General features: G+C 30.6%; 18 protein-coding genes and 1 other annotated feature. Of the genes, 10 read left to right on the top strand and 8 right to left on the bottom strand.

Annotation, left to right across the window (positions count from 1 at the left end):
- Complete coding sequence (gene ispF / locus KQI86_RS18060; protein ID WP_216440806.1) at positions 1-474, top strand: 2-C-methyl-D-erythritol 2,4-cyclodiphosphate synthase; 474 nt, start codon at positions 1-3, stop codon at positions 472-474.
- A gap of 23 nt (positions 475-497) precedes the next feature.
- Here ispF and KQI86_RS18055 read toward each other — a convergent pair whose 3' ends face one another.
- Both KQI86_RS18055 and KQI86_RS18050 read right to left on the bottom strand, forming a co-directional pair.
- A complete protein-coding gene (locus KQI86_RS18055) occupies positions 498-1850 on the bottom strand; it encodes a Na+/H+ antiporter NhaC family protein (RefSeq protein WP_216440805.1) in 1353 nt (450 codons plus the stop codon).
- Positions 1851-1889: 39 nt separating this feature from the next.
- Complete coding sequence (locus tag KQI86_RS18050) at positions 1890-2576, bottom strand: helix-turn-helix transcriptional regulator (RefSeq protein WP_216440804.1); 687 nt, start codon at positions 2574-2576, stop codon at positions 1890-1892.
- 369 nt (positions 2577-2945) lie between these two features.
- On the opposite strand from KQI86_RS18050, the gene KQI86_RS18045 reads away from it, so the two are divergent.
- The 3 genes from KQI86_RS18045 (at position 2946) to KQI86_RS18035 (ending at position 6577) form a co-directional block, all read left to right on the top strand.
- Positions 2946-4328, top strand: coding sequence for a tryptophanase (locus tag KQI86_RS18045; protein WP_216440803.1), 1383 nt, complete (start codon positions 2946-2948; stop codon positions 4326-4328).
- A 377-nt stretch (positions 4329-4705) separates the two neighbouring features.
- Complete coding sequence (locus KQI86_RS18040) at positions 4706-6064, top strand: sodium-dependent transporter (protein ID WP_216440802.1); 1359 nt, start codon at positions 4706-4708, stop codon at positions 6062-6064.
- Between the two features lie 129 nt (positions 6065-6193).
- On the top strand, positions 6194-6577 hold the full coding sequence (locus KQI86_RS18035) for a RidA family protein (protein WP_216440801.1): 384 nt from the start codon (positions 6194-6196) through the stop codon (positions 6575-6577).
- Between the two features lie 52 nt (positions 6578-6629).
- Here KQI86_RS18035 and rluF read toward each other — a convergent pair whose 3' ends face one another.
- The 3 genes from rluF to KQI86_RS18020 are packed head-to-tail and all read right to left on the bottom strand — an operon-like array spanning position 6630 to position 9386.
- Entirely contained in the window at positions 6630-7367 is a 738-nt protein-coding gene (gene rluF / locus KQI86_RS18030) for a 23S rRNA pseudouridine(2604) synthase RluF (protein WP_216440800.1), read from the bottom strand.
- A 14-nt stretch (positions 7368-7381) separates the two neighbouring features.
- Complete coding sequence (locus KQI86_RS18025; protein ID WP_216440799.1) at positions 7382-8701, bottom strand: sensor histidine kinase; 1320 nt, start codon at positions 8699-8701, stop codon at positions 7382-7384.
- Between the two features lie 22 nt (positions 8702-8723).
- Positions 8724-9386, bottom strand: a complete 663-nt coding sequence (locus KQI86_RS18020; RefSeq protein ID WP_216440798.1) for a response regulator transcription factor — start codon at positions 9384-9386, stop codon at positions 8724-8726.
- A gap of 224 nt (positions 9387-9610) precedes the next feature.
- Here KQI86_RS18020 and KQI86_RS18015 point away from each other — a divergent pair, with 224 nt between their 5' ends.
- Positions 9611-11104: an N-acetylglucosaminidase gene (locus KQI86_RS18015; protein WP_216440797.1), complete on the top strand. Its 1494-nt coding sequence runs from the start codon at positions 9611-9613 to the stop codon at positions 11102-11104.
- A gap of 78 nt (positions 11105-11182) precedes the next feature.
- On the opposite strand, the gene KQI86_RS18010 is transcribed toward KQI86_RS18015, so the two are convergent.
- Positions 11183-11428, bottom strand: coding sequence for a metal-binding protein (locus KQI86_RS18010; protein WP_216440796.1), 246 nt, complete (start codon positions 11426-11428; stop codon positions 11183-11185).
- A gap of 132 nt (positions 11429-11560) precedes the next feature.
- On the opposite strand from KQI86_RS18010, the gene KQI86_RS18005 reads away from it, so the two are divergent.
- Entirely contained in the window at positions 11561-12136 is a 576-nt protein-coding gene (locus KQI86_RS18005; protein ID WP_216440795.1) for a nucleoside recognition domain-containing protein, read from the top strand.
- 11 nt (positions 12137-12147) lie between these two features.
- Positions 12148-12666: a spore maturation protein gene (locus tag KQI86_RS18000; RefSeq protein WP_216440794.1), complete on the top strand. Its 519-nt coding sequence runs from the start codon at positions 12148-12150 to the stop codon at positions 12664-12666.
- Between the two features lie 185 nt (positions 12667-12851).
- On the opposite strand, the gene KQI86_RS17995 is transcribed toward KQI86_RS18000, so the two are convergent.
- Positions 12852-14189 (bottom strand): MATE family efflux transporter, encoded by a 1338-nt coding sequence (locus KQI86_RS17995; RefSeq protein WP_216440793.1) that lies wholly within the window; start codon positions 14187-14189, stop codon positions 12852-12854.
- 247 nt (positions 14190-14436) lie between these two features.
- A complete protein-coding gene (locus KQI86_RS17990) occupies positions 14437-15795 on the bottom strand; it encodes an MATE family efflux transporter (protein ID WP_216440856.1) in 1359 nt (452 codons plus the stop codon).
- A 283-nt stretch (positions 15796-16078) separates the two neighbouring features.
- Positions 16079-16316, top strand: a binding site (T-box leader).
- Positions 16317-16396: 80 nt separating this feature from the next.
- On the opposite strand from KQI86_RS17990, the gene metG reads away from it, so the two are divergent.
- From metG to KQI86_RS17975, 3 genes are all read left to right on the top strand, one after another.
- Positions 16397-18331 carry a methionine--tRNA ligase gene (gene metG / locus KQI86_RS17985; protein WP_216440792.1) on the top strand — a complete coding sequence of 645 codons (1935 nt, stop codon included), beginning with the start codon at positions 16397-16399 and terminating at the stop codon, positions 18329-18331.
- 468 nt (positions 18332-18799) lie between these two features.
- Positions 18800-19912 carry a DUF362 domain-containing protein gene (locus KQI86_RS17980; RefSeq protein ID WP_216440791.1) on the top strand — a complete coding sequence of 371 codons (1113 nt, stop codon included), beginning with the start codon at positions 18800-18802 and terminating at the stop codon, positions 19910-19912.
- 59 nt (positions 19913-19971) lie between these two features.
- Positions 19972-20739: a TatD family hydrolase gene (locus KQI86_RS17975; protein WP_216440790.1), complete on the top strand. Its 768-nt coding sequence runs from the start codon at positions 19972-19974 to the stop codon at positions 20737-20739.
- Positions 20740-20978: the final 239 nt, after the last annotated feature.

Genomic DNA, 20978 nt, shown 5'->3' with positions numbered 1-20978 from the left:
ATGAGAATAGGCATGGGTTATGATGTACATAGATTAGTTGAGGGAAGAAAACTTATAATAGGAGGAGTAGAAATTCCTTATGAAAAAGGGCTTTTAGGTCATTCAGATGCGGACGTTCTATTACATGCGTTGATGGATAGTATATTAGGAGCTGCAGCTTTGGGAGATATAGGAAAACATTTCCCAGATAAAGATGATTCATATAAAGATATAAGCAGCGTAAAACTTTTGAAAGAAGTTAAAAAGATAGTAGAAAATAAGGGTTATAAAGTAACGAATATTGATTCTACTATAATAGCACAAAGTCCTAAAATGGCTCCATATATAGAGGAAATGAGAATGAAAGTATCTGAGACATTAGATATATCTATAGATATGATAAATATTAAAGCCACTACTGAGGAGGGGTTAGGGTTTACAGGATCAGGAGAAGGCATTTCTGCACAGAGTATTTGTTTATTAAGTAAAATTTAAAATTAAAAAGCTTTGGGTTAGACTCAAAGCTTTTTACTATTACAAGAAATACTATTAGATAAGGCAAAGTTATCTTTTATAAAAAGAAAAATTAAGTTGACTAATGGAACTAGATATAAATAGAAAGCATAAAGAATTACTTTATAATCAACGCCTAGAATAGATGTAGATAAAAATAATGCAGTATTCCAAGGTAGAAGAGGAGCTATAAGAACAGAAGTGTTCTCTAGATCCGTGGCCAGGTCATATTTATCTATATTTCTAAAATTGTATCCGTCCTTTACAAACATATCAGTAAGAACTATTGCAAGTACTTGATTGCAACCAAAAGCTGAAGTTAATATGCTAGTGAGTATAGTTCCCAAGAATAATTCACTTCTATTTTTAGCTTTATAAATTAAACTAGTAAAGTCTTTTAACATACCAGTTTCATTAAAAATTCCTGCCATGGCTGAGGAGATTAATATAACTAAACATAGCCTTAACATGGAAGTTATTCCCCCACCATAAAATATATTACTAAGCTGTCCATGGTCTATCTTATCAAACCCAAATATTATATATTTAAAAGATTCTATAAAAGAATTTTTTTGTATATACACAGAAATTAAAAAGGAGGACAGGATACTAATCATCATAGCGATTCGCATATTTATTTTTGAAAGAGATAAAAAAATAATTAAAGCTACAGGAATAAGAACTATGTAGTTTAATGTAAAGAAGCTTTCTATTTCCATAAGAATGTTTGTTGATGTAATCTTAAGAGGATGATTATAAGAAATAATAGTATAAATTAATACAGTTATAGAGAAAGGAATTAAGGATGTTTTAAACATATTCTTTGTATTTGTATGAATATCTGTTTCAGTTAATTCTACTATTAAGTGGGCCCCAGATGAAACTGGAGAACATCTATCTCCAAAATAAATTCCTGAAATAATTGCACCAGCAGCAATTATAGGATTAATTCCTCCGCTTCTAGCTATAGCCATAAGAGCAATACCTGCTGTTCCAGTAGTGCCTGAAGATGTGCCTATAAGAAACGAAACAATGCAGCAGATTAAAAAGCAGGAAAGAATAAATAAATTTGGACTTATAAAATTTATGCTGTAATAAACTATAGCAGGCACTGTAGCAGAAGCCATCCATATGCCTATTATAGATCCTATTAATAAAAAAGTAATTACAACAGAAGAAGTTTTTTTAACTCCATTAATACACATGGTATAGATATTTTTTGATGTAAATCCTTTTTTAAAAGAAAGTAATATGAATATAATTAAACATAAGATAAGAGGATATAATATATAAATTTTTTTATAAACGCTAATTATTAAAAATATAAAACAGAGAATAAAGGATAAGATAACATCCATAAACATCCCCCTTATAAAATTTCTTTAGTATATAATATCCTAATTATTTTTATCTTTATTAAGTATACTTAGATAGCGATAGATACTTGGTTCTGAACAGTGAAGTTGCTTAGCCACTTCGCTAACAGCCCCTTTTAACATAAATATTCCTTTTTGGTTTAAAATATCTACAATGCTAAGACGTTCATCTTGAGTTAAACGATCGATAGGGATATTTTTATCAGCTAAAACCTTATTTAAAACGGTCTCGGTAACCTCTCCAATGGACTCAGAGAAATTTTCGGGAACCTCGTTTAAAATAGAGTTAATTGACTCATAAGTGCTATTTTGAAGTATCAATTCATCAGGATGGCAGAGTTTTAAAATGTCTTCACTTATAGAAATGTACTTACTGTCATCAAAATTAATACATAGCATTCCGATAATTTCTTCATTATTATCTTTTATAAACATAGTTGATGAACGTAGAACCCTATTAGTCCTTGAAGCACCGTTGTAATTAATAAGATAATCACTATTCTTATAACTTCCCATGGCAATTGTTTTCAATCCAAGGTTTGTTAAAGGAGCACCGACGCTGCGCCCACTAACATGTCCATTTGCTATAGCCACAATAGAATATGTTTTATCAGTTAAATCATGTAGTACAATTTCATAATCAGGACCTAAGACTTTTCCTAAAAACTCAACTAATTTAGTGTATTGTTTTAATATAGTTTTATCCATTTTATGCACCTACTTTATGGGTTAATATTCTATATTATACAATATCATGAAGAATGATATATTACAATAAAATATAAAATAAATTATTATGATAATAAATTATTCTATCTATTAAAATAATTTATTTATACAATCTATATTTAAACTAATAAATTAAGGTTAAATAAGGATAAAGACTGCTTATTTTCAAATAAATTACATAAAAAGGAATAAAATCAATTATTTAGTTGACTAAGATTTATAGCGGTGATATAATTTTATTAAATAAAGAATAGTTGGAATCTTCTAAATAAGTATGAGCTATTTATTCTGGATTAAGTTATCTTAGAATAAATAAAAAATAAAAAATTAAAAGATGGAGGGTTTAACATGGCAATTAAATATGTACCAGAACCATTTAGAATTAAAATGGTTGAAACAATTAAAATGCTTAGTCGTGAAGAAAGAGAAATAAAAATTTCTGAGGCGAAATATAACTTATTTAATCTTAATGGAGAAGACGTATATATTGATTTATTAACAGATAGTGGAACAAATGCAATGAGCCAAGAACAATGGGCTGGCGTAATGAGAGGTGACGAAGCTTATGCAGGATCATCAAGTTACCATAGATTAGTTGAAGCAGCACAAGATATATTTGGATATAAATATATTCAACCTGTACATCAAGGTCGTGCAGCAGAAAAAGTTCTTTTCGGACTATTAATGGGTAAAGGACAATACTCTATATCTAATATGCATTTTGATACAACAAGAGCACATGTTGAACTTTCAGGCGCAAGAGCAATTGATTGTGTTGTTCCTGAGGCTGCAGATCCAACGTTAAGAGTGCCGTTTAAGGGGAATATGGATGTTGAGAAGCTTGAAGAATTAATAAATAAACATGGTGCAGATAAAATTGGACTTGTTATTATGACTATAACAAACAACTCAGCAGGTGGTCAGCCAGTATCCATTCAAAACATAAAAGAAACCTCTGAAATTTGTAAAAAATATAATATTAAACTTTGTATAGATGCCGCACGTTATGCGGAAAATGCTTATTTTATAAAGCAGCGTGAACCTGGTTATGAGAATAAATCCATAAAAGAAATCATTAAAGAAGTATTTAGTTATGCAGATATGTTTACAATGAGTGCTAAGAAAGATAGCATTGTAAACATGGGAGGATTAATTGGAATTAAGGAAAATGAAAAATTATTTCAATTGTGCAAAGGCCGTACAATTTCCTTTGAAGGATTCATTACTTATGGAGGACTTTCAGGGCGTGATCTTGAGAGCTTAGCAATTGGTCTCTATGAAGGAATTGATGAGAACTACCTAAGATATAGAATAGGACAGATGGAATATCTTGCAGGACGTCTTGATGAAGCTGGAATAGCCTATCAATCGCCAGTAGGAGGACACGGAGTGTTTGTAGACGCGAAAGCTATGTTCCCACATATTCCATATAATGAGTTTCCAGGACAGGCTTTGGCAGTAGAGCTCTACAAAGAAGCAGGAATCCGTACATGTGATATTGGATCCTACATGCTAGGTAATGACCCTGATACTGGGGAGCAACTTCATGCAGATTTTGAATTTACAAGACTTGCAATTCCACGTCGTGTGTATACTCAAGCACATATTGATATCATGGCAGATGCTCTGATTGCAATTAAGGAAAGAGCAGATGCTGTTAAAGGCTATAGAATTACATGGGAACCACCTATTCTTCGTCACTTCCAAGCAAGCCTTGAACCAGTAAAATAAGAAAAATCTATACCCGTAAAATACTAAGCTTATATATTTTACGGGTAATATTCCCATTATAAAACTACCAGTGATAACTAACACATTTAAAAATTTCTTCAAAAATAGGTATAACAAATAAAAATTAATCATATCTTATAAAACCTTTATAAATTTCATTCTTTCGCTCTTTTGTTCTTTTAAATCAGCAATACTACAATTTTATTTATGACAAAGGTAATTTCTACAGAAAATCTAGCCATTATAAAAGATTAGTAAAAAACTTACTTGATATGACTTGAATAAAATAATATTATAAAAAAGAGTCAATGTTCAATAGAATATTAATAAATTTTCTATTGGGTATTTATGGCTATATAAATGTAAGAGGTGAAGTTATGGGGAATAATAAAAAAGAAGACGATTACAATTCGTTGAATAATGAAGTTAATCGTGATACCTTTGATTCAAAAGTTGGGTTTATTTTGGCCTGTATTGGTTCTGCAGTAGGTATGGGTAATATTTGGCTTTTTCCTTATCGTGTAGGGCAGTTTGGAGGAGCTGCATTTTTAGTGCCATATTTTATATTTGTTATAGTTATTGGATTTACAGGGGTTATTGGAGAGATGTCTTTTGGCCGTGCAATGAGAACAGGACCAGTCGGAGCCTTCAAAAAGGCATTAGAGAGAAGAGGAAAGAGACATGGAGATCTTATTGGACTTATTCCAGTAGTAGGTTCCATAGGGATTGCCATAGGGTATTCGGTAGTTGTAGGTTGGATACTTAGGTTTATGGTAGGAGCTATTACTGGTTCTATGATAAAAGCTCCAGATAGTGGAGCATATTTTGGTGAGATAGCTGGAAGACTAGGAAGCATTAGTTGGCACATGCTGGCATTAGCGTTAACATTTATTGTTATGCTTGCTGGTGTTTCTCAGGGAATAGAAAAGCTTAATAAGGTGATGATGCCTACTTTCTATGTATTATTTTTAATTCTTGCAATACGTGTGGCAACATTACCAGGAGCTATGGAAGGATATAAATATTTATTCACTCCTAAATGGGAGTTTCTTGGTAATCCTAGAACTTGGGTATATGCTCTAGGACAGGCGTTTTTCTCTCTTTCATTAGCTGGTTCAGGAACTGTAGTATATGGAAGCTATTTGAAAAAAAGCGAAGATATTGTTAGCAGTGCAAAGTATGTAGCCATCTTCGACACTTGTGCAGCAATGTTATCAGCACTTGTAATCATACCATCTGTATTTGCCTTTGGAATGGACCCAGCGGCAGGACCACCACTTATGTTTATTACAATGCCAAGTATATTTAAGCAGATGCCAATGGGACAATTATTTGCAATTATTTTCTTCATAGCTGTTTTATTTGCAGGAATTACATCTCTGGTGAACTTATTTGAAACTCCGATAGAGGCATTACAAGAGAGATTTAAACTTTCTAGGAAAGTTTCAGTTGCCATCATTGCATTACTTGGGGCAGTTACAGGAATAATACTTGAAGATGCAGATAAACTTGGTATTTGGATGGATATAGTATCCATTTATGTTATTCCACTAGGGGCACTTCTTGCAGGAGTTATGTTCTTCTGGGTTTGTGGATCAAAATTTGCAAGAGAACAAGCACAATTGGGTCGTACTAAGGAAATAGGATCTTGGTTTGAGCCAATGACAAAATATGTATTTTGTGGACTTACGATTATAGTTTATATTTTTGGCATATTCTATGGAGGTATTGGCTAAAGCCATATATCTAATTTTACCTAATTTTTTTAATTAATTGATTATATAACTGATATATAATATATTAGTATTAGTGAAATAAATAAAAGTTCAATGACTAAAAAACATTAACTAAAGGAGGAATTATAAATGAAAAAGGTAATTTCAACAGAGCTAGCACCTAAGGCAATAGGACCATATTCACAGGGGATAGAATTTGGAAATTTGGTGTTTTTATCAGGTCAAATACCTGTAGATCCAGCGACAGGAGAAATAGTAACAGGAGATGACCCGGTAGTAGCCCAAACTCATCAATCAATGAAAAACATAAAAAGCATATTAGAATCTCAAGGGTTAAGCTTCAATAATGTAATAAAAAGTACAGTATTTATTGCAGATATGAACGATTTCCCAAAGGTGAATGAAGTTTATGCTCAATATTTCGAAGAAACTTACCCATCACGTTCTTGTGTACAAGTAGCTAAACTTCCAAAGGAAGCTTTAGTAGAAATTGAGGTAATTGCTCATAAATAAATTAAAAAGAATATAAAGTTAAAAAGGGTGTCTTAATTAAAAGACCCCTTTTTTATTTAATAATAGAAGCTTCTTCAGTTTTAGAGGAATCCTCTACTAATTTTAATATTGTATGTAATTCATTTTCAGTTAAATATCTCCATTTACCAATAGGAAGTCCTGATAATGTTACATTCATAATTCTTATTCTTTTTAGTTTTATAACATTATAACCTAGAGCTTCACACATTCTTCTTATTTGTCTATTTAAACCTTGAGTTAGTATTATTCTAAATACGTTTCTACCTTCTTTGTAGATTTTACAAGGCTTTGTCACTGTATTAAGAATTTCTACTCCTGAGGACATTTTTTTAATAAAATCTCCCGTTATAGGCCTATCTACGGTAACTATATATTCTTTTTCATGATTATTTCCTGCCCTTAATATTTTGTTTACTATATCTCCATCATTTGTAAGAAAAATTAGTCCTTCAGAATCTTTATCTAATCTTCCGATGTGAAATATTCTCTCAGGATAATTAATAAAATTTACTATATTATTTTTTTCTTTCTTATCTGTAGTACACACGATACCTACTGGTTTATTGAGAGCTAAGTAAACCGATTTAGGTTTTTGTCCTATAGTTTTTCCATTTAGCTTTACGTCATCTCCAGCATAAACCTTTGAACCAGTTATAGCTAGTTTACCATTTATAGTTACTTTACCAAGTTCTATTAATTTATCAGCTTCTCGTCTTGAGCAGATTCCCTTTTCGCTAATAAATTTATTTATTCTTATTCCTTCATTCATAAGTTTTCTAAACCTCACTTTGAATAATAGTCCTTAGATATTATAAAATAAAATTCAGATCCTGAGCCTAGTTTACTATTTACACCATAATCAAAATTATGGAGCTTTAAAATTTCACTGCAAATAGGAAGACCTAATCCCATTCCGCCACTTTGAGAGTGCTTATGGTATCTATTCCATATCTCATGTATCATGTCTTCTTCTATTCCTAGACCTGAATCTTTGACGGATACCATTATACCATTATTAGTATATTTTACATACAACTCTATTTTAGATAAGTCTGGGCTAAATTTAATAGCATTATCCATAAAGTTATATAAAACCCTTTCTAAAGCAATTTTATCTCCACAAATGACTATATCTTTTGATATATCAAAAACTAAATCTATAAATATGTTTTTTTCCTGTGCTTTATATTTGAACTTGTTTATTAAAGAGTTTGAGAATTCATAAATATTAAATTCTGACTTGTTTAATTTAACCTTTCCTTCTTGAAGTTTAGATAGCTGTAAAATATCCATAACTAAGTTGTTTAATTTATCTACTTCATCTATGATATCTTTAGAATATTTTTGAGCTGATTCTAGATCCACCAATCCATCGTTTATTGCTTCGCTATAGTTTCTTATTATACTTAAGGGAGTTTTAAAGTCATGGGATACATTTGCTATGAAATCTCTCTGCATAGAATATTTTTCTTCTAATTTTATAGCCATATTTTTCAAACACAAGGATAGTTCTTCGATTTCATCCCCTGTTTCCACTACTATATCAGTTTTAAAATTTCCATTAGAAATATCATAAGATGATTTTTGTAATTTTAATATAGGAGCAGTGAATTTTTTACCCCAAATTAGTATAAAAGGTATACACACTATTAATGCCATTAAAAATACTAGGGATAATACAATATTAATTACCCTTATATAATCTGTGGTAGCTTTCATATTTTCAAATAGTACTATTGTACCTATACCTGTATCCATTCTATAATAAAGATATTCTTCGCCCATATGGTGCTTGAATGTACCTTTTTCTCCTATGGAGTTAATATCTTTACTGTGCAAAAAACCCATTACAGCCATCCTATTTTTCCCTATGCTATGAACAGAATCTTTAGTTATGATTATTCCAGTAGCATCAATATTTTGATAGGGAGTACCTTCCATTATAGCATTACAAACATTTCCTATCTTAGATTTCAGTTGATCATATTGATTTTCAACATGAAATTTCGACAAAAAAATTGAGCTGGTTAAAAACGATAAAATAGCTACTAGCGCTGTTATCAATAAAAAACCCTTTATTAATTTTTTTGTTATTTTTTCCATAAATCCAATCCTCCGAAGGTTATCATAGTTCTAATTTGTAACCAACTCCCCATACAGTTTTTATATGGTTATTACAAAATTTAATTTTTTCTCTTAAATTTTTCACATGGGTATCTACAGTTCTAGTATCCCCAGCGTAATCATAACCCCAAACATTATCTAAAAGTTGATCTCTTTTAAAAACTTGAGAGGGATTATGGCACAAAAATATCAATAAGTCAAACTCTTTTGGAGTTAAATTTATTTGAATTCCATTCTCTACAATTTCTCTTTTGTCTTCATTAATAGTCATGTTCTCAAAATTTAAACTATTATCTTTGCTAGAAGAATTGTTTATTCTTAACTTTACTCTAAGCACTAATTCTCTCATGCTTAAAGGCTTAACCATATAATCATCTGCTCCTAATTCTAGTCCGAAAATCCTATCTTCTTCTTCACCTCTAGCAGTGGTAAGTATTACAGGAGTGTTAGATATGGATTTTATCTTTTTTAGAAGAGACCAGCCATCTTTTTTAGGCATCATCACATCTAATATTATTAAATCAAAAATAGCATTTTCTATGCAGGATTCACCTTCATCACCATCATTAGCTGTAAACACTTCATATCCTTCATTTTTTAAATATAAAGCCATAACTTCAGATAGTTTTCTTTCATCTTCAATAATTAATATTTTTTTTCTCATTTCCCTATACCTCATCATTTTTATTTAAAATATAATAAATGCTATAAAAATATGTAGAAATTATAAGCATTAAATATAATATTCCTTAATAACATTATATAAATTTATAATATAATTTAAAATATAATTGATAAAATAAACTATTCATTTATTTTCCATAGCAAAAATGTTAAATATTATATATAATAATTATATATAACAATAATTACGGTAGGGGGTATTTTATGAAATTTTTGAAAAAGACTGCATTAACTTTTTTTATAACAATGACCGTTGCAGCAGGAAGTGTGTCAGCTGCTGGAAATTTTACAGAAATAAGCAGCAAAAGTAATGTGGCTACAGACAAAAAGTGGACGATTACATTTAATTCAAATTTAAATAAAGATACTATAAATGACGAAAATATTACTGTTACCGATGCAAAAGGTAATAAAGTTAAGGCATCCGTATCTATGGGATCTACAGATAATACTGTAATAGTAACGCCTAAAGTAGAAGGATATTTGCCAGGGAGTACATATTATGTGAATTTTGGAACGGGAATAAAATCTTTAGGAGGAAAAACTTTTTCATTACCAAAAAGAATGAAGTTTGTAACTACAGGAAAATTCTCAGATGCTTCAACTTATGAGGGAATTCCTAATATTGTACAAGCTAAAATGGAATATGAACCTATATTACCTAATCAAAAACAAACTTTTCATCTAAAATCATCTTCTTCAGAGGAAGTACAATATAAAATATTTGCAAGTAAATATGTTTATAAATTTGACAAATATGAGCCTTATGAAGAAATTACTAATGGATATGTAAGTGCACAAGATGGAAAGATAACTACAGATAAATTATTTGAAGCAGGGGAAAATGGAGAGAAATACAAAATATTAATTTATGTTAAAAGAGCCAATAAACAAGGTGCTCATGTGGATGAAAATACAGATTATGATAACTACTATATAGATTATTTAAGATGTGTAAATTCTGTAGATAAATCTATATTTACTGATTTAGATTTAAATTTTACTTTTAACGAAGCTTTGGACAAGCAAAATAATACTAAAGTATCAGTAACAGATGAGGGGCCGACTTCTTGGATGGGGGCTAGTGCTAATCAGATAAAATACTATATGAATCCATTAAATTTTACAGACGAGTATGGTAAATATATGTTCTTAAAATTGAACTATATAGATGATAGTATTACTGAGGAAGATTTAAATGGAATACTTAAAGGCAAAGGAGTGTTAGAGGGTAAGGGAAAAGCTTTTTTGCAAGCAGCAAAAGAAAATAATATAAATCCTGCTTATTTAGTATCTCATGCACTTTTAGAAACTGCTAGTGGAACATCAAAACTTGCTACAGGAATAGAGGTAGATGGAAAAGAAGGAAAGAAAAAGGTATATAATACTTATGGAATAAAAGCTTTTGATGATGATCCTAATAAACATGGATCAGAATATGCATACGAACAAAAATGGTTTACTGTAGAAGAAGCTATAATTGGGGGAGCAAAATATATTGCTGAAAAGTATGTAAATAATCCTACAGTAAAAAGAGATACATTATATAAAATGAGATGGAACCCTTCAACACCAGGAAGCTATCAATATGCTACAGATATTGGATGGGCATATAAGCAAGTAATTAAAATTAAAGAGCTAATGGATCAATGTGAGAACCCTACATTAAATTTTGAGTTTCCAGTATATAAAAAATAAATTGCTTAAAAATTTTTGAATCAAAATTAAAAATAAAGAACAAAATTAAGAAGGATTTTAGCAAAGCTAAAATCCTTTTTAATTTAAAGTTCCTTTTTTTCTCTTTCTTTTATGAATCTCATCTATAAATGGAGCGTAAAATTCAAATATTTTTTCATGTCCACAATCAGAACATACACATATGCAAATATCATGAGGAATATCATCTATTAAGTCTACATTTAGGTCATCAGCAAAGTATTCCCCACCACATACTTCGCAAGGAGTATTGTTTATTATTTTATATTCACTTTCAATAAATTCCATTATATCTTTAATAGTCATAAGTGACCTCCAATTCAACTAAATATCACATTATACATGGTAACACTATTAAAAATTAATTGCAATACAAAGGTTTTAATTTACATATACATTAAGTAGGCATTTGTATCAATAAATATTTAGGAGGAAAGTATGATAAATTATATCTGGTTTTTAATTTTAAGTTCTGGAATTGTGGTGGGAATACTTACGGGGAGGGGGGAGATAATATCTCAAGCTATAGTATCTTCTACAAACTCAACTGTTGAGCTTATTATAAAGCTACTAGGTATGATGTGTTTGTGGTGTGGGGTAATGAAAATAGCTCAGAAAAGTGGACTAACGGATAAGTTAGCTAAGCTTTTGAAGCCTATACTAAAATTGTTGATGAAAGAAGGAGGAGATGATGATAGTGCTCTAGGTTCTATGGTTATGAATATTACGGCAAATATGATGGGACTATCCAATGCAGCTACTCCTTTTGGAATAAAGGCAATGGAAAGTTTGCAAAGGATTAATAGAAAAAAAGACACAGCTAGTGACGATATGGCGCTATTTCTAGTATTAAATGCGGCATGTATTCAGTTTATCCCTACCACAGTAATATCTATAAGAGCTGCTGCTGGATCTAAAAATCCGGGAGAAATAATAGTTCCAGCTATAATTACTACTACTTGTGCTGCAATAGTAGGGGGAATATGTTGTAAAGTACTAGAAAAGCATTTTTAATGGAGGGGGCTATGAACATAACAAATTTAATTATACCTATTATTATTGTGTTAATTACTACTTATGGAATGATAAAGGGAGTTAAAGTATACGAGTGCTTCATTGAAGGAGCTAAAGAAGGTATGAGTATTTGTGTTAGAATATTTCCTTACCTTTTAGCAATGATACTAGCTGTAACAGTTCTAAGAGAATCTAAGGTTCTTGACTATATAATTGGAATTATGAATCCTATAGTAAAATTTATTGGTTTGCCAGGAGAAGTAGTTCCATTAGTGCTAATAAAACCTCTATCCGGAAGTGGAGCTTTAGGAGTATTTACAGATGTTATAACCAATTATGGAGCAGATAGTTATATCGGAAGAATAGCTTCTATAATAATGGGATCTACTGAAACTATTTTCTATACAATTACAGTTTATTTTGGTGCAGTAGGTATAAAAAAAATAAGACACACTTTGTGGGCAGCCATACTTGCTGATTTAACGGCCATAATAGTATCAGTAATAGTAGTAACTCTATTCTTTTATTAAAAGAAATATAATTTATGTTATAAAGCTTAAATTTATGCTAGCATTTAACTAACACTATAACTTTGAAAAAAAGGAAACGGTATGATAGAAATTATAAATTAGAAGACTATAAATAAAAAAAGCTTTTGGAAATTTCCAAAAGCTTTTTTATTTGTGATTACGATTTTACAATGTAATTAAACAATTTATGCTTTAGCATTTAAAATAAATTTTTTCAAAAAGAAGTACGCTATAAATGCGGTGAGTACTTCCGCTATAGGAACTGATACCCATACACCGTTATTACCTAAAAACGTAGGTAGAACAAATAATAATGGTAGTAGTAAAATTAAGCTTCTGCATAGAGAAATTACTACAGACTCTCTCCAATGCCCTATTGACTGTAAACCAGAAGCTATAACAATGTTGATACCAGAGATAAATAGGGCTGGGAAATAATAAATAACTGCATTCACAGAAGTATTGATAAGATCAATATCTTTACCTGCGAATACGGATACTGGGTATTTTCCAAAATTATATAAAAGAAAATAGGTGACAGTTCCAATAACTGTAGAAATTATTAAACTTATATTTATAATGTCTTTAATTTTTGAATCTTCCTCGGCACCATGGAAGAAGCTTATCAATGGCTGAGATCCTTCTGCCATACCTAAGAATATGGATGTTGCTATTAAAGCTATATATCCTACAATACCATAAGCTGCGAAACCTAATGATCCCATGTGTATACCTATGGCAATATTACAAATAAGTGTAGTTATACCTAAAGCAAATTCCATCATAAAAGAAGGTATACCTCTTTTTATAGTTAAAAGTATAGTCGCAATATCTAATTTTACCTTCTGGAAATATAAGTTTCCTTTTTTTCTTAAAAAGTGTGGTAACATTATAAGTATACTGAATACGGGTCCAAGGCCAGTTGCTAAAGCAGCACCAGCAAGTCCCATTTCAAGTGGAACCATAAAGTACCAATCTAAAATGATGTTGGATAAAGCACCTACAATCTGTGCAATCATTACAAGTGATGGTTTTGAATCATTTCTAAGCCATGTGCACATACCATAACTAAGCATAAAAGCAGGGGAAAATGCAAAGAAATACCTTAAATACTCTACTACCAAGTCAATAATATCAGGAGTAGCCCCTAAAAAACTTGATAAAGGATATATAAATATTAATGATAATCCTGCAATTATTATAGAAGTTGCCATCAACAATCTAAAGGATAGATTAAAGATTCTTCGTCCTTCTTTAGTATCTCCAGCACCATTACTATTAGAGATAAGCACTCCAGCACCAACAGATATAAGCATACTTAAAGCAAGTAATACCTCTACTACAGGTACTCCTACGGTTACAGCTGCTAAGGCCTCTCTTCCTAAAATTCTCGCTACAAATAGTCCGTCAACTAAAATGTACATAGAGTTGAAAAGAAGACCAGCAATGCCTGGAATAGCATAGGATAAAAATAAACGTAAAAGACTCTTTTTGTTATTAGTAACTTCACATACGTTGTCCATAAATTCTCCTCCTTAAATAAAAATAAAAATAAAAAAGCAGGCTTGGTGCACATTCAAGCCTACTTATGCAAACGAATCTCGTATTCATAGTATTAATTCTCCGGCGAGAGTTAATACAACGAGTAATATTCAGTTCTCCCTACATACTATCAAAGTTAAATTCATATGTCAATATATTGCTTTTAATTTTTAAATAAATTTTTTCATTATTTTTAATATTTTATTATTTAATCATGAGGAATAAAACTTATGAGTTTTTACAGTCGTTAATTAAAGTATGAAACTTCTTTCTATAAACTATATACATAACCGTTCCTTGAAATATCCACTGTATACCTGTAATCAACCACACCCAGGCCACTGATAATTTTAATATATATATGAAGTAAATCATCAATGGAAGTCTAATAAACCAATTAGATATAAAGGATACTATAAAAGGTGTTTTTGTATCCCCAGCTCCGTTTAAAGCCCCACTTAAAATCATATGAACTCCCATAAAGGGTTGTTCGATGGAAGCTATCATAAGACAGGTTGCCCCTAAACTAATTACATCTACTTCGTTTTTACTTATGAAAAGAGATATAAGAAATCTTGGAAATAGTAGAAACATTACTCCACATAACGACATAAGCAGAGTTCCCATAATTGTACTAGTTTTTGTATATTCTTTTGCTTCTTTAAAGTTCCTTTCACCAATCTTATGTCCTACTAAAGTTGTAGTAGCTACGGCAAATCCATTACCAGGCATGAAAGAAATTGACTCTATAGTAGTAGTGATCTGATTAGCGGCAAAGGCCAATTCTCCTAAATTCATTACCATAATTGTACCAATAAGCCTTATCACACTAAAAGCACCTTCCTGAAGAGAAGATGGTATAGACAATTTTATGAGATCTTTGCATCTGGAAAAGGAAAGATTTTTTATATATTTCAATCTTGGCTTAATCGAAGAATGTTTTAAAATATAAGTACTTATAAAAATAAAGCCTGAAACATGAGCTATGGCAGTAGCTATGGCAGCCCCTCTAATACCTAGCTCTGGGAATCCTAGTTTTCCAAAGATTAAAACCCAATCTAGAAATAAGTTTACAACATTTATTAGTGCAGAAGCTATTAGAGGAGTTTTTGTGTTTTTTCCGCCACGTAGTATAGAGTTCAATACATTCATTACCATATTAAAGAATATTCCTAAAGAGGTTATTCTCATGTATATAATTCCATATTTTAATACATCATTTTTAGCTCCAGCATAGGTTAAAATACTAGGAGCAAATATAAAGGTAGTACTAGATATAATTAGTGCCAATATTGAGCCTATCAACAGTCCTAAAGTAGCATACTCTTCAGCTAAGTTTTCCTCATTAGCTCCTAATTTTCTTGATATTAATGATACTGTTCCTACAGATACACCTACTGCAATAAATATATTTACTAAGGAGTACAATATTTCAGAACTAAGTCCTACAGTACTTACAGCGACTTGTCCACCATATTTTCCAACCATCATAGTATCTAGAACCCAGATCATCATGTAAAGGACCATTTCTCCTACTGCAGGCAAGGCTAAATGTAAAACTTCTTTTAGTATTTTTCTATTTATTATAAATATCCCCCCTTAAACATGAAGTTGTCTATTATATTAATTATATTAGTTATATTAATTATATTAATGATAAAATAAATAATTAAGTACAAATATAATAATACATTATTCTTGCGTGAAGTGACAAGGCTGTTGAAATAGAAAGAATTATGTGATGAGTGTAGCATATGTAGATTTAATGTAAATAGAAGATAATAGAGAAAAGCTTGTTGAATATATAAATGGAATTAGTGAAATAATAAATAAAATAGTTGACAACAATTGTTTATATATTATAATTATACTAAATGCAATGATAGGAAGAGTAGTAAATGAAAATGCTTAAAGAGAGCTGGGTAAGGTGAAAGCTGGCAGTATGGAAGTTTATGAACATGGTCCTAGAGCATGTTATCTGAAGATTATAGTAGGGTGATACGGTAGCAACCGTTATATTGCAAGGTGATTATTTAGTCACTTATGAAGATTCTATCTGTGAAGATAGAATAAATTAGAGTGGTAACGCGTAAAATTGCGCCTCTATACAGAAAAAACTGTATAGAGGTTTTTTTATTTAATAAATTAAAAGTTTAAATCACAAATCAACTTAAAAGGAGGATTTAAAATGGAAAAGAAAACTTATTATATTACTACCCCAATATACTATCCATCAGCTAAATTGCATATAGGAAATACGTATACTACAATAGCAGCAGATGCATTAGCAAGATTTAAGAGACTTACAGGTTATGATGTAATGTTCTTAACAGGAACAGATGAACACGGACAAAAGATTCAAAGATTAGCTGAAGCTAAAGGAGTTACACCAAAGGTATATGTAGATGAAATTGTAGCAAGTATTAAGGATTTATGGAAGTTAATGAATGTAAGTTACGATAGATTTATAAGAACTACAGATGACTATCATATAAGTGCTGTTCAAAAGATATTTAAGCAACTTTATGATCAAGGTGATATATATAAAAGCGAGTATGAAGGATGGTATTGTACACCTTGTGAATCATTCTGGACAGAAACTCAGTTAACAGATGGAAAATGCCCTGATTGTGGTAGAGCTATAGAAAAAGCAAAGGAAGAAGCATATTTCTTTAAAATGTCAAAATATGCAGATAGACTTTTAGAACATATAGAAGCACATCCTCACTTCATACAACCAGAATCAAGAAAAAATGAAATGATCAATAACTTTTTAAAACCGGGATTACAAGATTTATGTATATCAAGAACTTCATTCAACTGGGGCATACCTGTAAGTTTCGATGAAAAGCATGTTATATATGTTTGGATAGATGCCTTAGCAAACTATATAACTGCATTAGGATATAATAGTGGGAATGAAGAATTATTAAAGAAATATTGGCCAGCAGATGTACATCTTGTTGGAAAAGATATTTTAAGATTCCACACTATTTATTGGCCAATTATGTTAATGGCTTTAGGAGTTCCACTACCTAAGCAGGTATTTGGTCATGGCTGGTTACTAGTAGATGGAGGAAAGATGTCAAAATCTAAAGGTAATGTAGTAGACCCAGTAGTACTTGTTGACCATTTTGGAGCAGATGCAGTGAGATACTATCTATTAAGAGAGATACCTTTTGGATCTGATGGAATATTTAATAATGAATTATTCATACAGAAGATTAATTCAGATTTAGCTAATGATTTAGGAAATCTTCTATCAAGAACTACAGCTATGATACAAAAATACTTTGATGGAATAATTCCAGCTCCAACATGTAAAGAAGACATTGATGACAGTTTAATTAACTTAGCAATTAGCACTTCACAAAAAATAGAGGAACATATTGATAAGTTAAGAATTCCTGAAGCTCTAGACGAAATATGGACTTTAATTGGAAGAGCTAACAAATATATAGATGAAACTACTCCTTGGATATTAGCTAAAGATGAAGATAAAAAGGAAAGATTAGGAACAGTACTTTACAATTTGGCGGAAAGTTTAAGAATAGTATCTGTATTACTTTCAGCATTCTTACCAGAAACAAGTGGTAAGATTAATGAACAATTAAATGTAGAAGCTACTACTTGGGAAAGTATAGCCTCCTTTGATGGAACAAGTGCAGGAACTAAAGTAGCAAAAGGAGATGCAATATTCCCAAGAATAGATATTGAAGCTAAAATTGAAGAATTAAATAAATTAAGAGAAGAACAAATGAAAGAAAATGCTCCTAAAATGCAACCATTAAAGGAAGAGATAACTATAGAAGACTTCGAAAAAGTAGATCTAAGAGTAGTTAAGGTTTTATCTTGTGAACCAGTTAAAGGAGCTAAAAAATTATTAAAGCTTAAGGTAGACTTAGCTGGAGAAGAAAGACAGGTAATATCAGGTATAGCCCAGTATTATAAACCTGAGGACCTTGTAGGAAAGTATGTAGTACTAGTTGCTAACTTAAAACCTGCAAAATTAAGAGGAGAAATTTCTCAAGGCATGATATTAGCTGCAGCTACTGATGATGACAGCAAGTTATTTACAGTAAGTGTTCCAGAAGAGTTACCAACAGGAAGCATTGTTAGATAAAATAGAAATTGCAAGAAACTTTATTTAAATATTTAGTCTTTTAAATTTTTAGAATTATATAATCGTAAGACATAAAGGAACTAAGTATATAATGGAAGGAACGCCTTTTGTGAAGTGACGTCATTATGTACTTAGTTCCCATTTTTAGATATCAAATTATTTTGAGAAACTTATAAATATGGAAATAATTTGGCATGATATAATTTTGAAAATTCATTTGTAAACTATAAAAGAGCTAAGTATGTAGTGAAAAAGCGACTTTTTTCGGAGGGGCTTCACTGTGTGCTGAGCTCTCTATTTATTAAATTAAACATTTTAATAAAATACTTTTTTATTGATTCTATGAAATATTGTTATAAATTTAGGGTAATTTTAATATCATGTATATTACAATATATAACTTTTGGTTTTTGATATGTAGTCTTCTATATGATAAAATATTCATAAAAATAAAGAGAGGTGATTTATATGGGAAATTCAAAGGTATATTTTACAGATTTGAGAACAAGACCTGGACTTAATTTGCTTGACAAACTAGAGAGGTTAGTAAAAAAAGCTGGAATTGAAAATATAGATTTTGAGAATAAGTTTACAGCCATTAAAATTCACTTTGGAGAGCCAGGTAATTTAGCTTACATTAGGCCTAATTATGCTAGAAGATTAGTAGATATAATTAAGGAATTAGGAGGTAAGCCATTTTTAACAGATGCTAATACTCTTTATAAAGGAAGAAGAGACAATGCATTAGATCATTTAGAAGCTGCAATGGAAAATGGATTTAATCCTTTAACTTTAGGATGTCAAATTTTAATTGCGGATGGTCTCAAAGGAACAGATTATAGTGAAATAGAAATAGAAAATGGAATACATTGCAAAACTGCAAAAATTGGAACTGCTATCGCAGATGCAGATATTGTTATTTCTATGAATCACTTTAAGGGGCATGATATGACTGGTTTTGGAGGTGCAATCAAGAATTTAGGAATGGGTTCAGGTTCTAGAGGAGGAAAATTAGAAATGCACTCAGCATCTCAACCCAAAATAGTTAAGAAGAATTGTGTAAGCTGTGGCTTTTGTATAAGGAACTGTTCACAGGATGCTATATCTTATGATGATGATAAAAAGGCAGAAATAAATTATGCAAAATGCATAGGCTGTGGACAGTGTGTAGCAGTATGCCAGTTTAACTCTGCTCAAGTTATTTGGAATGAATCAGCAGATATTGCAAATGAAAAAATTGCCGAGTATACATATGCAGTTATAAAAGGCAAACCTCATTTCCATATAAGTTTTATTATGAATGTGTCACCAAATTGTGATTGTTGGGATAGCAACGATGCACCTATAGTTCCAGACATAGGTATAGCAGCATCCTTCGATCCAATTGCACTTGATATGGCTTGTGCAGATTTAGTAAATAAAGCACCTATGATGAAAAATACAATATTAGAAGATAAATGTTATCATCAAGGACATGATAAGTTTACATATATTCATAGTAATACCAATTGGAAAGCAGGACTAGAACATGGAGTAAAGTTGGGAATTGGTAGTGAAGATTACGAGCTTATTATAATATAGAACTAATAATATAAAAATAATAATATAAAACTAATGATATAAACTTAGGAGGAATATTAATGCTTATATTTGATTCACATGCACATTATGATGATGAGAGTTTTGATGAAGATAGAGAGAAAGTACTAGAAGAATTAAAACAGAGCAATGTTGTAGGAATATTAAACTGTGGATCGTCTCTTCAAGGTGCTAGAGACTCAGTAAAGCTGGCAAGAGAAAATTCTATATTCTATGCAGCAGTAGGAATACATCCAGAGTATGCAGATAAAGTTAATGATGAATTAATAGAAGAAATAAGAAAAATGACAGAATATGAAAAGGTTAGAGCTATAGGAGAAATAGGATTAGATTATTACTATGATGAAAACCCTCCTAGGGAGATTCAAAAATATGCTTTCATAAAACAAATGGAATTAGCTAAGAAGCTGAATTTGCCAGTTGTAATACATAATAGAGATGCTCATGCCGATACATTGGAGATACTAAAAATGTTTCCAGAGGTAAAGGGAGTTATACATTGTTTTTCAGGGAGCGTTGAATTTGCAAGAGAATGTATAAAATTAGGTTATTATATAGGTTTTACGGGAGTAGTTACTTTTAAAAATGCTAAAAAAATAGTAGAAGTAGCTAAGGAAGTTCCTTTAGATAGAATTCTAGTAGAAACTGATTGTCCATACATGGCTCCCACACCATTTAGAGGCAAGAGAAATAGATCTGAGTATATAAGTTATATATTGGAAGAAATTGCAAATATAAAAGAAATATCCATAGATACACTTAGTAATCAAACTATTTCAAATGTGAAAGAGTTGATAAAAATAAAATAATAGTGTAAAATGATTCTATATCTTTTTCAAAAAAAGGGTAATTATTTTGTTACAAGTGATTAAAAATTAAATATTTGGCATATAATATAATAACTTAAATTGTAATAAATCCCAAATTCCACCTTTAAGAACTGTCGCCATAAAAAAACCGCAATAATATATTTATTATAAATTTATGCACAGTGTTGCATTTAGACAGTCAAAATATAAGGAAATTTGACAAAACGAAATTTTAAGGA

The organism is Clostridium mobile (assembly GCF_018918285.1).
GTDB lineage: Bacteria > Bacillota > Clostridia > Clostridiales > Clostridiaceae > Clostridium_AW > Clostridium_AW mobile.
Note: the sequence above shows the minus strand (reverse complement) of the source record. Positions and strands in the feature narration are given on the sequence as shown.

Excerpts from the sequence above, each read along its gene's own strand:
- KQI86_RS18040 (WP_216440802.1), top strand. The coding sequence starts at position 4,706 with ATGGGGAATAATAAAAAAGAAGACGATTACAATTCGTTGAATAATGAA.
- metG (WP_216440792.1), top strand. The coding sequence starts at position 16,397 with ATGGAAAAGAAAACTTATTATATTACTACCCCAATATACTATCCATCA.
- KQI86_RS18050 (WP_216440804.1), bottom strand. The coding sequence starts at position 2,576 with ATGGATAAAACTATATTAAAACAATACACTAAATTAGTTGAGTTTTTA.
- KQI86_RS18035 (WP_216440801.1), top strand. The coding sequence starts at position 6,194 with ATGAAAAAGGTAATTTCAACAGAGCTAGCACCTAAGGCAATAGGACCA.
- KQI86_RS18020 (WP_216440798.1), bottom strand. The coding sequence starts at position 9,386 with ATGAGAAAAAAAATATTAATTATTGAAGATGAAAGAAAACTATCTGAA.
- KQI86_RS18005 (WP_216440795.1), top strand. The coding sequence starts at position 11,561 with ATGATAAATTATATCTGGTTTTTAATTTTAAGTTCTGGAATTGTGGTG.
- ispF (WP_216440806.1), top strand. The coding sequence starts at position 1 with ATGAGAATAGGCATGGGTTATGATGTACATAGATTAGTTGAGGGAAGA.
- KQI86_RS18025 (WP_216440799.1), bottom strand. The coding sequence starts at position 8,701 with ATGGAAAAAATAACAAAAAAATTAATAAAGGGTTTTTTATTGATAACA.
- KQI86_RS18055 (WP_216440805.1), bottom strand. The coding sequence starts at position 1,850 with ATGGATGTTATCTTATCCTTTATTCTCTGTTTTATATTTTTAATAATT.
- KQI86_RS17980 (WP_216440791.1), top strand. The coding sequence starts at position 18,800 with ATGGGAAATTCAAAGGTATATTTTACAGATTTGAGAACAAGACCTGGA.
- rluF (WP_216440800.1), bottom strand. The coding sequence starts at position 7,367 with ATGAATGAAGGAATAAGAATAAATAAATTTATTAGCGAAAAGGGAATC.
- KQI86_RS18000 (WP_216440794.1), top strand. The coding sequence starts at position 12,148 with ATGAACATAACAAATTTAATTATACCTATTATTATTGTGTTAATTACT.
- KQI86_RS18015 (WP_216440797.1), top strand. The coding sequence starts at position 9,611 with ATGAAATTTTTGAAAAAGACTGCATTAACTTTTTTTATAACAATGACC.
- KQI86_RS17995 (WP_216440793.1), bottom strand. The coding sequence starts at position 14,189 with ATGGACAACGTATGTGAAGTTACTAATAACAAAAAGAGTCTTTTACGT.
- KQI86_RS17975 (WP_216440790.1), top strand. The coding sequence starts at position 19,972 with ATGCTTATATTTGATTCACATGCACATTATGATGATGAGAGTTTTGAT.
- KQI86_RS18010 (WP_216440796.1), bottom strand. The coding sequence starts at position 11,428 with ATGACTATTAAAGATATAATGGAATTTATTGAAAGTGAATATAAAATA.
- KQI86_RS18045 (WP_216440803.1), top strand. The coding sequence starts at position 2,946 with ATGGCAATTAAATATGTACCAGAACCATTTAGAATTAAAATGGTTGAA.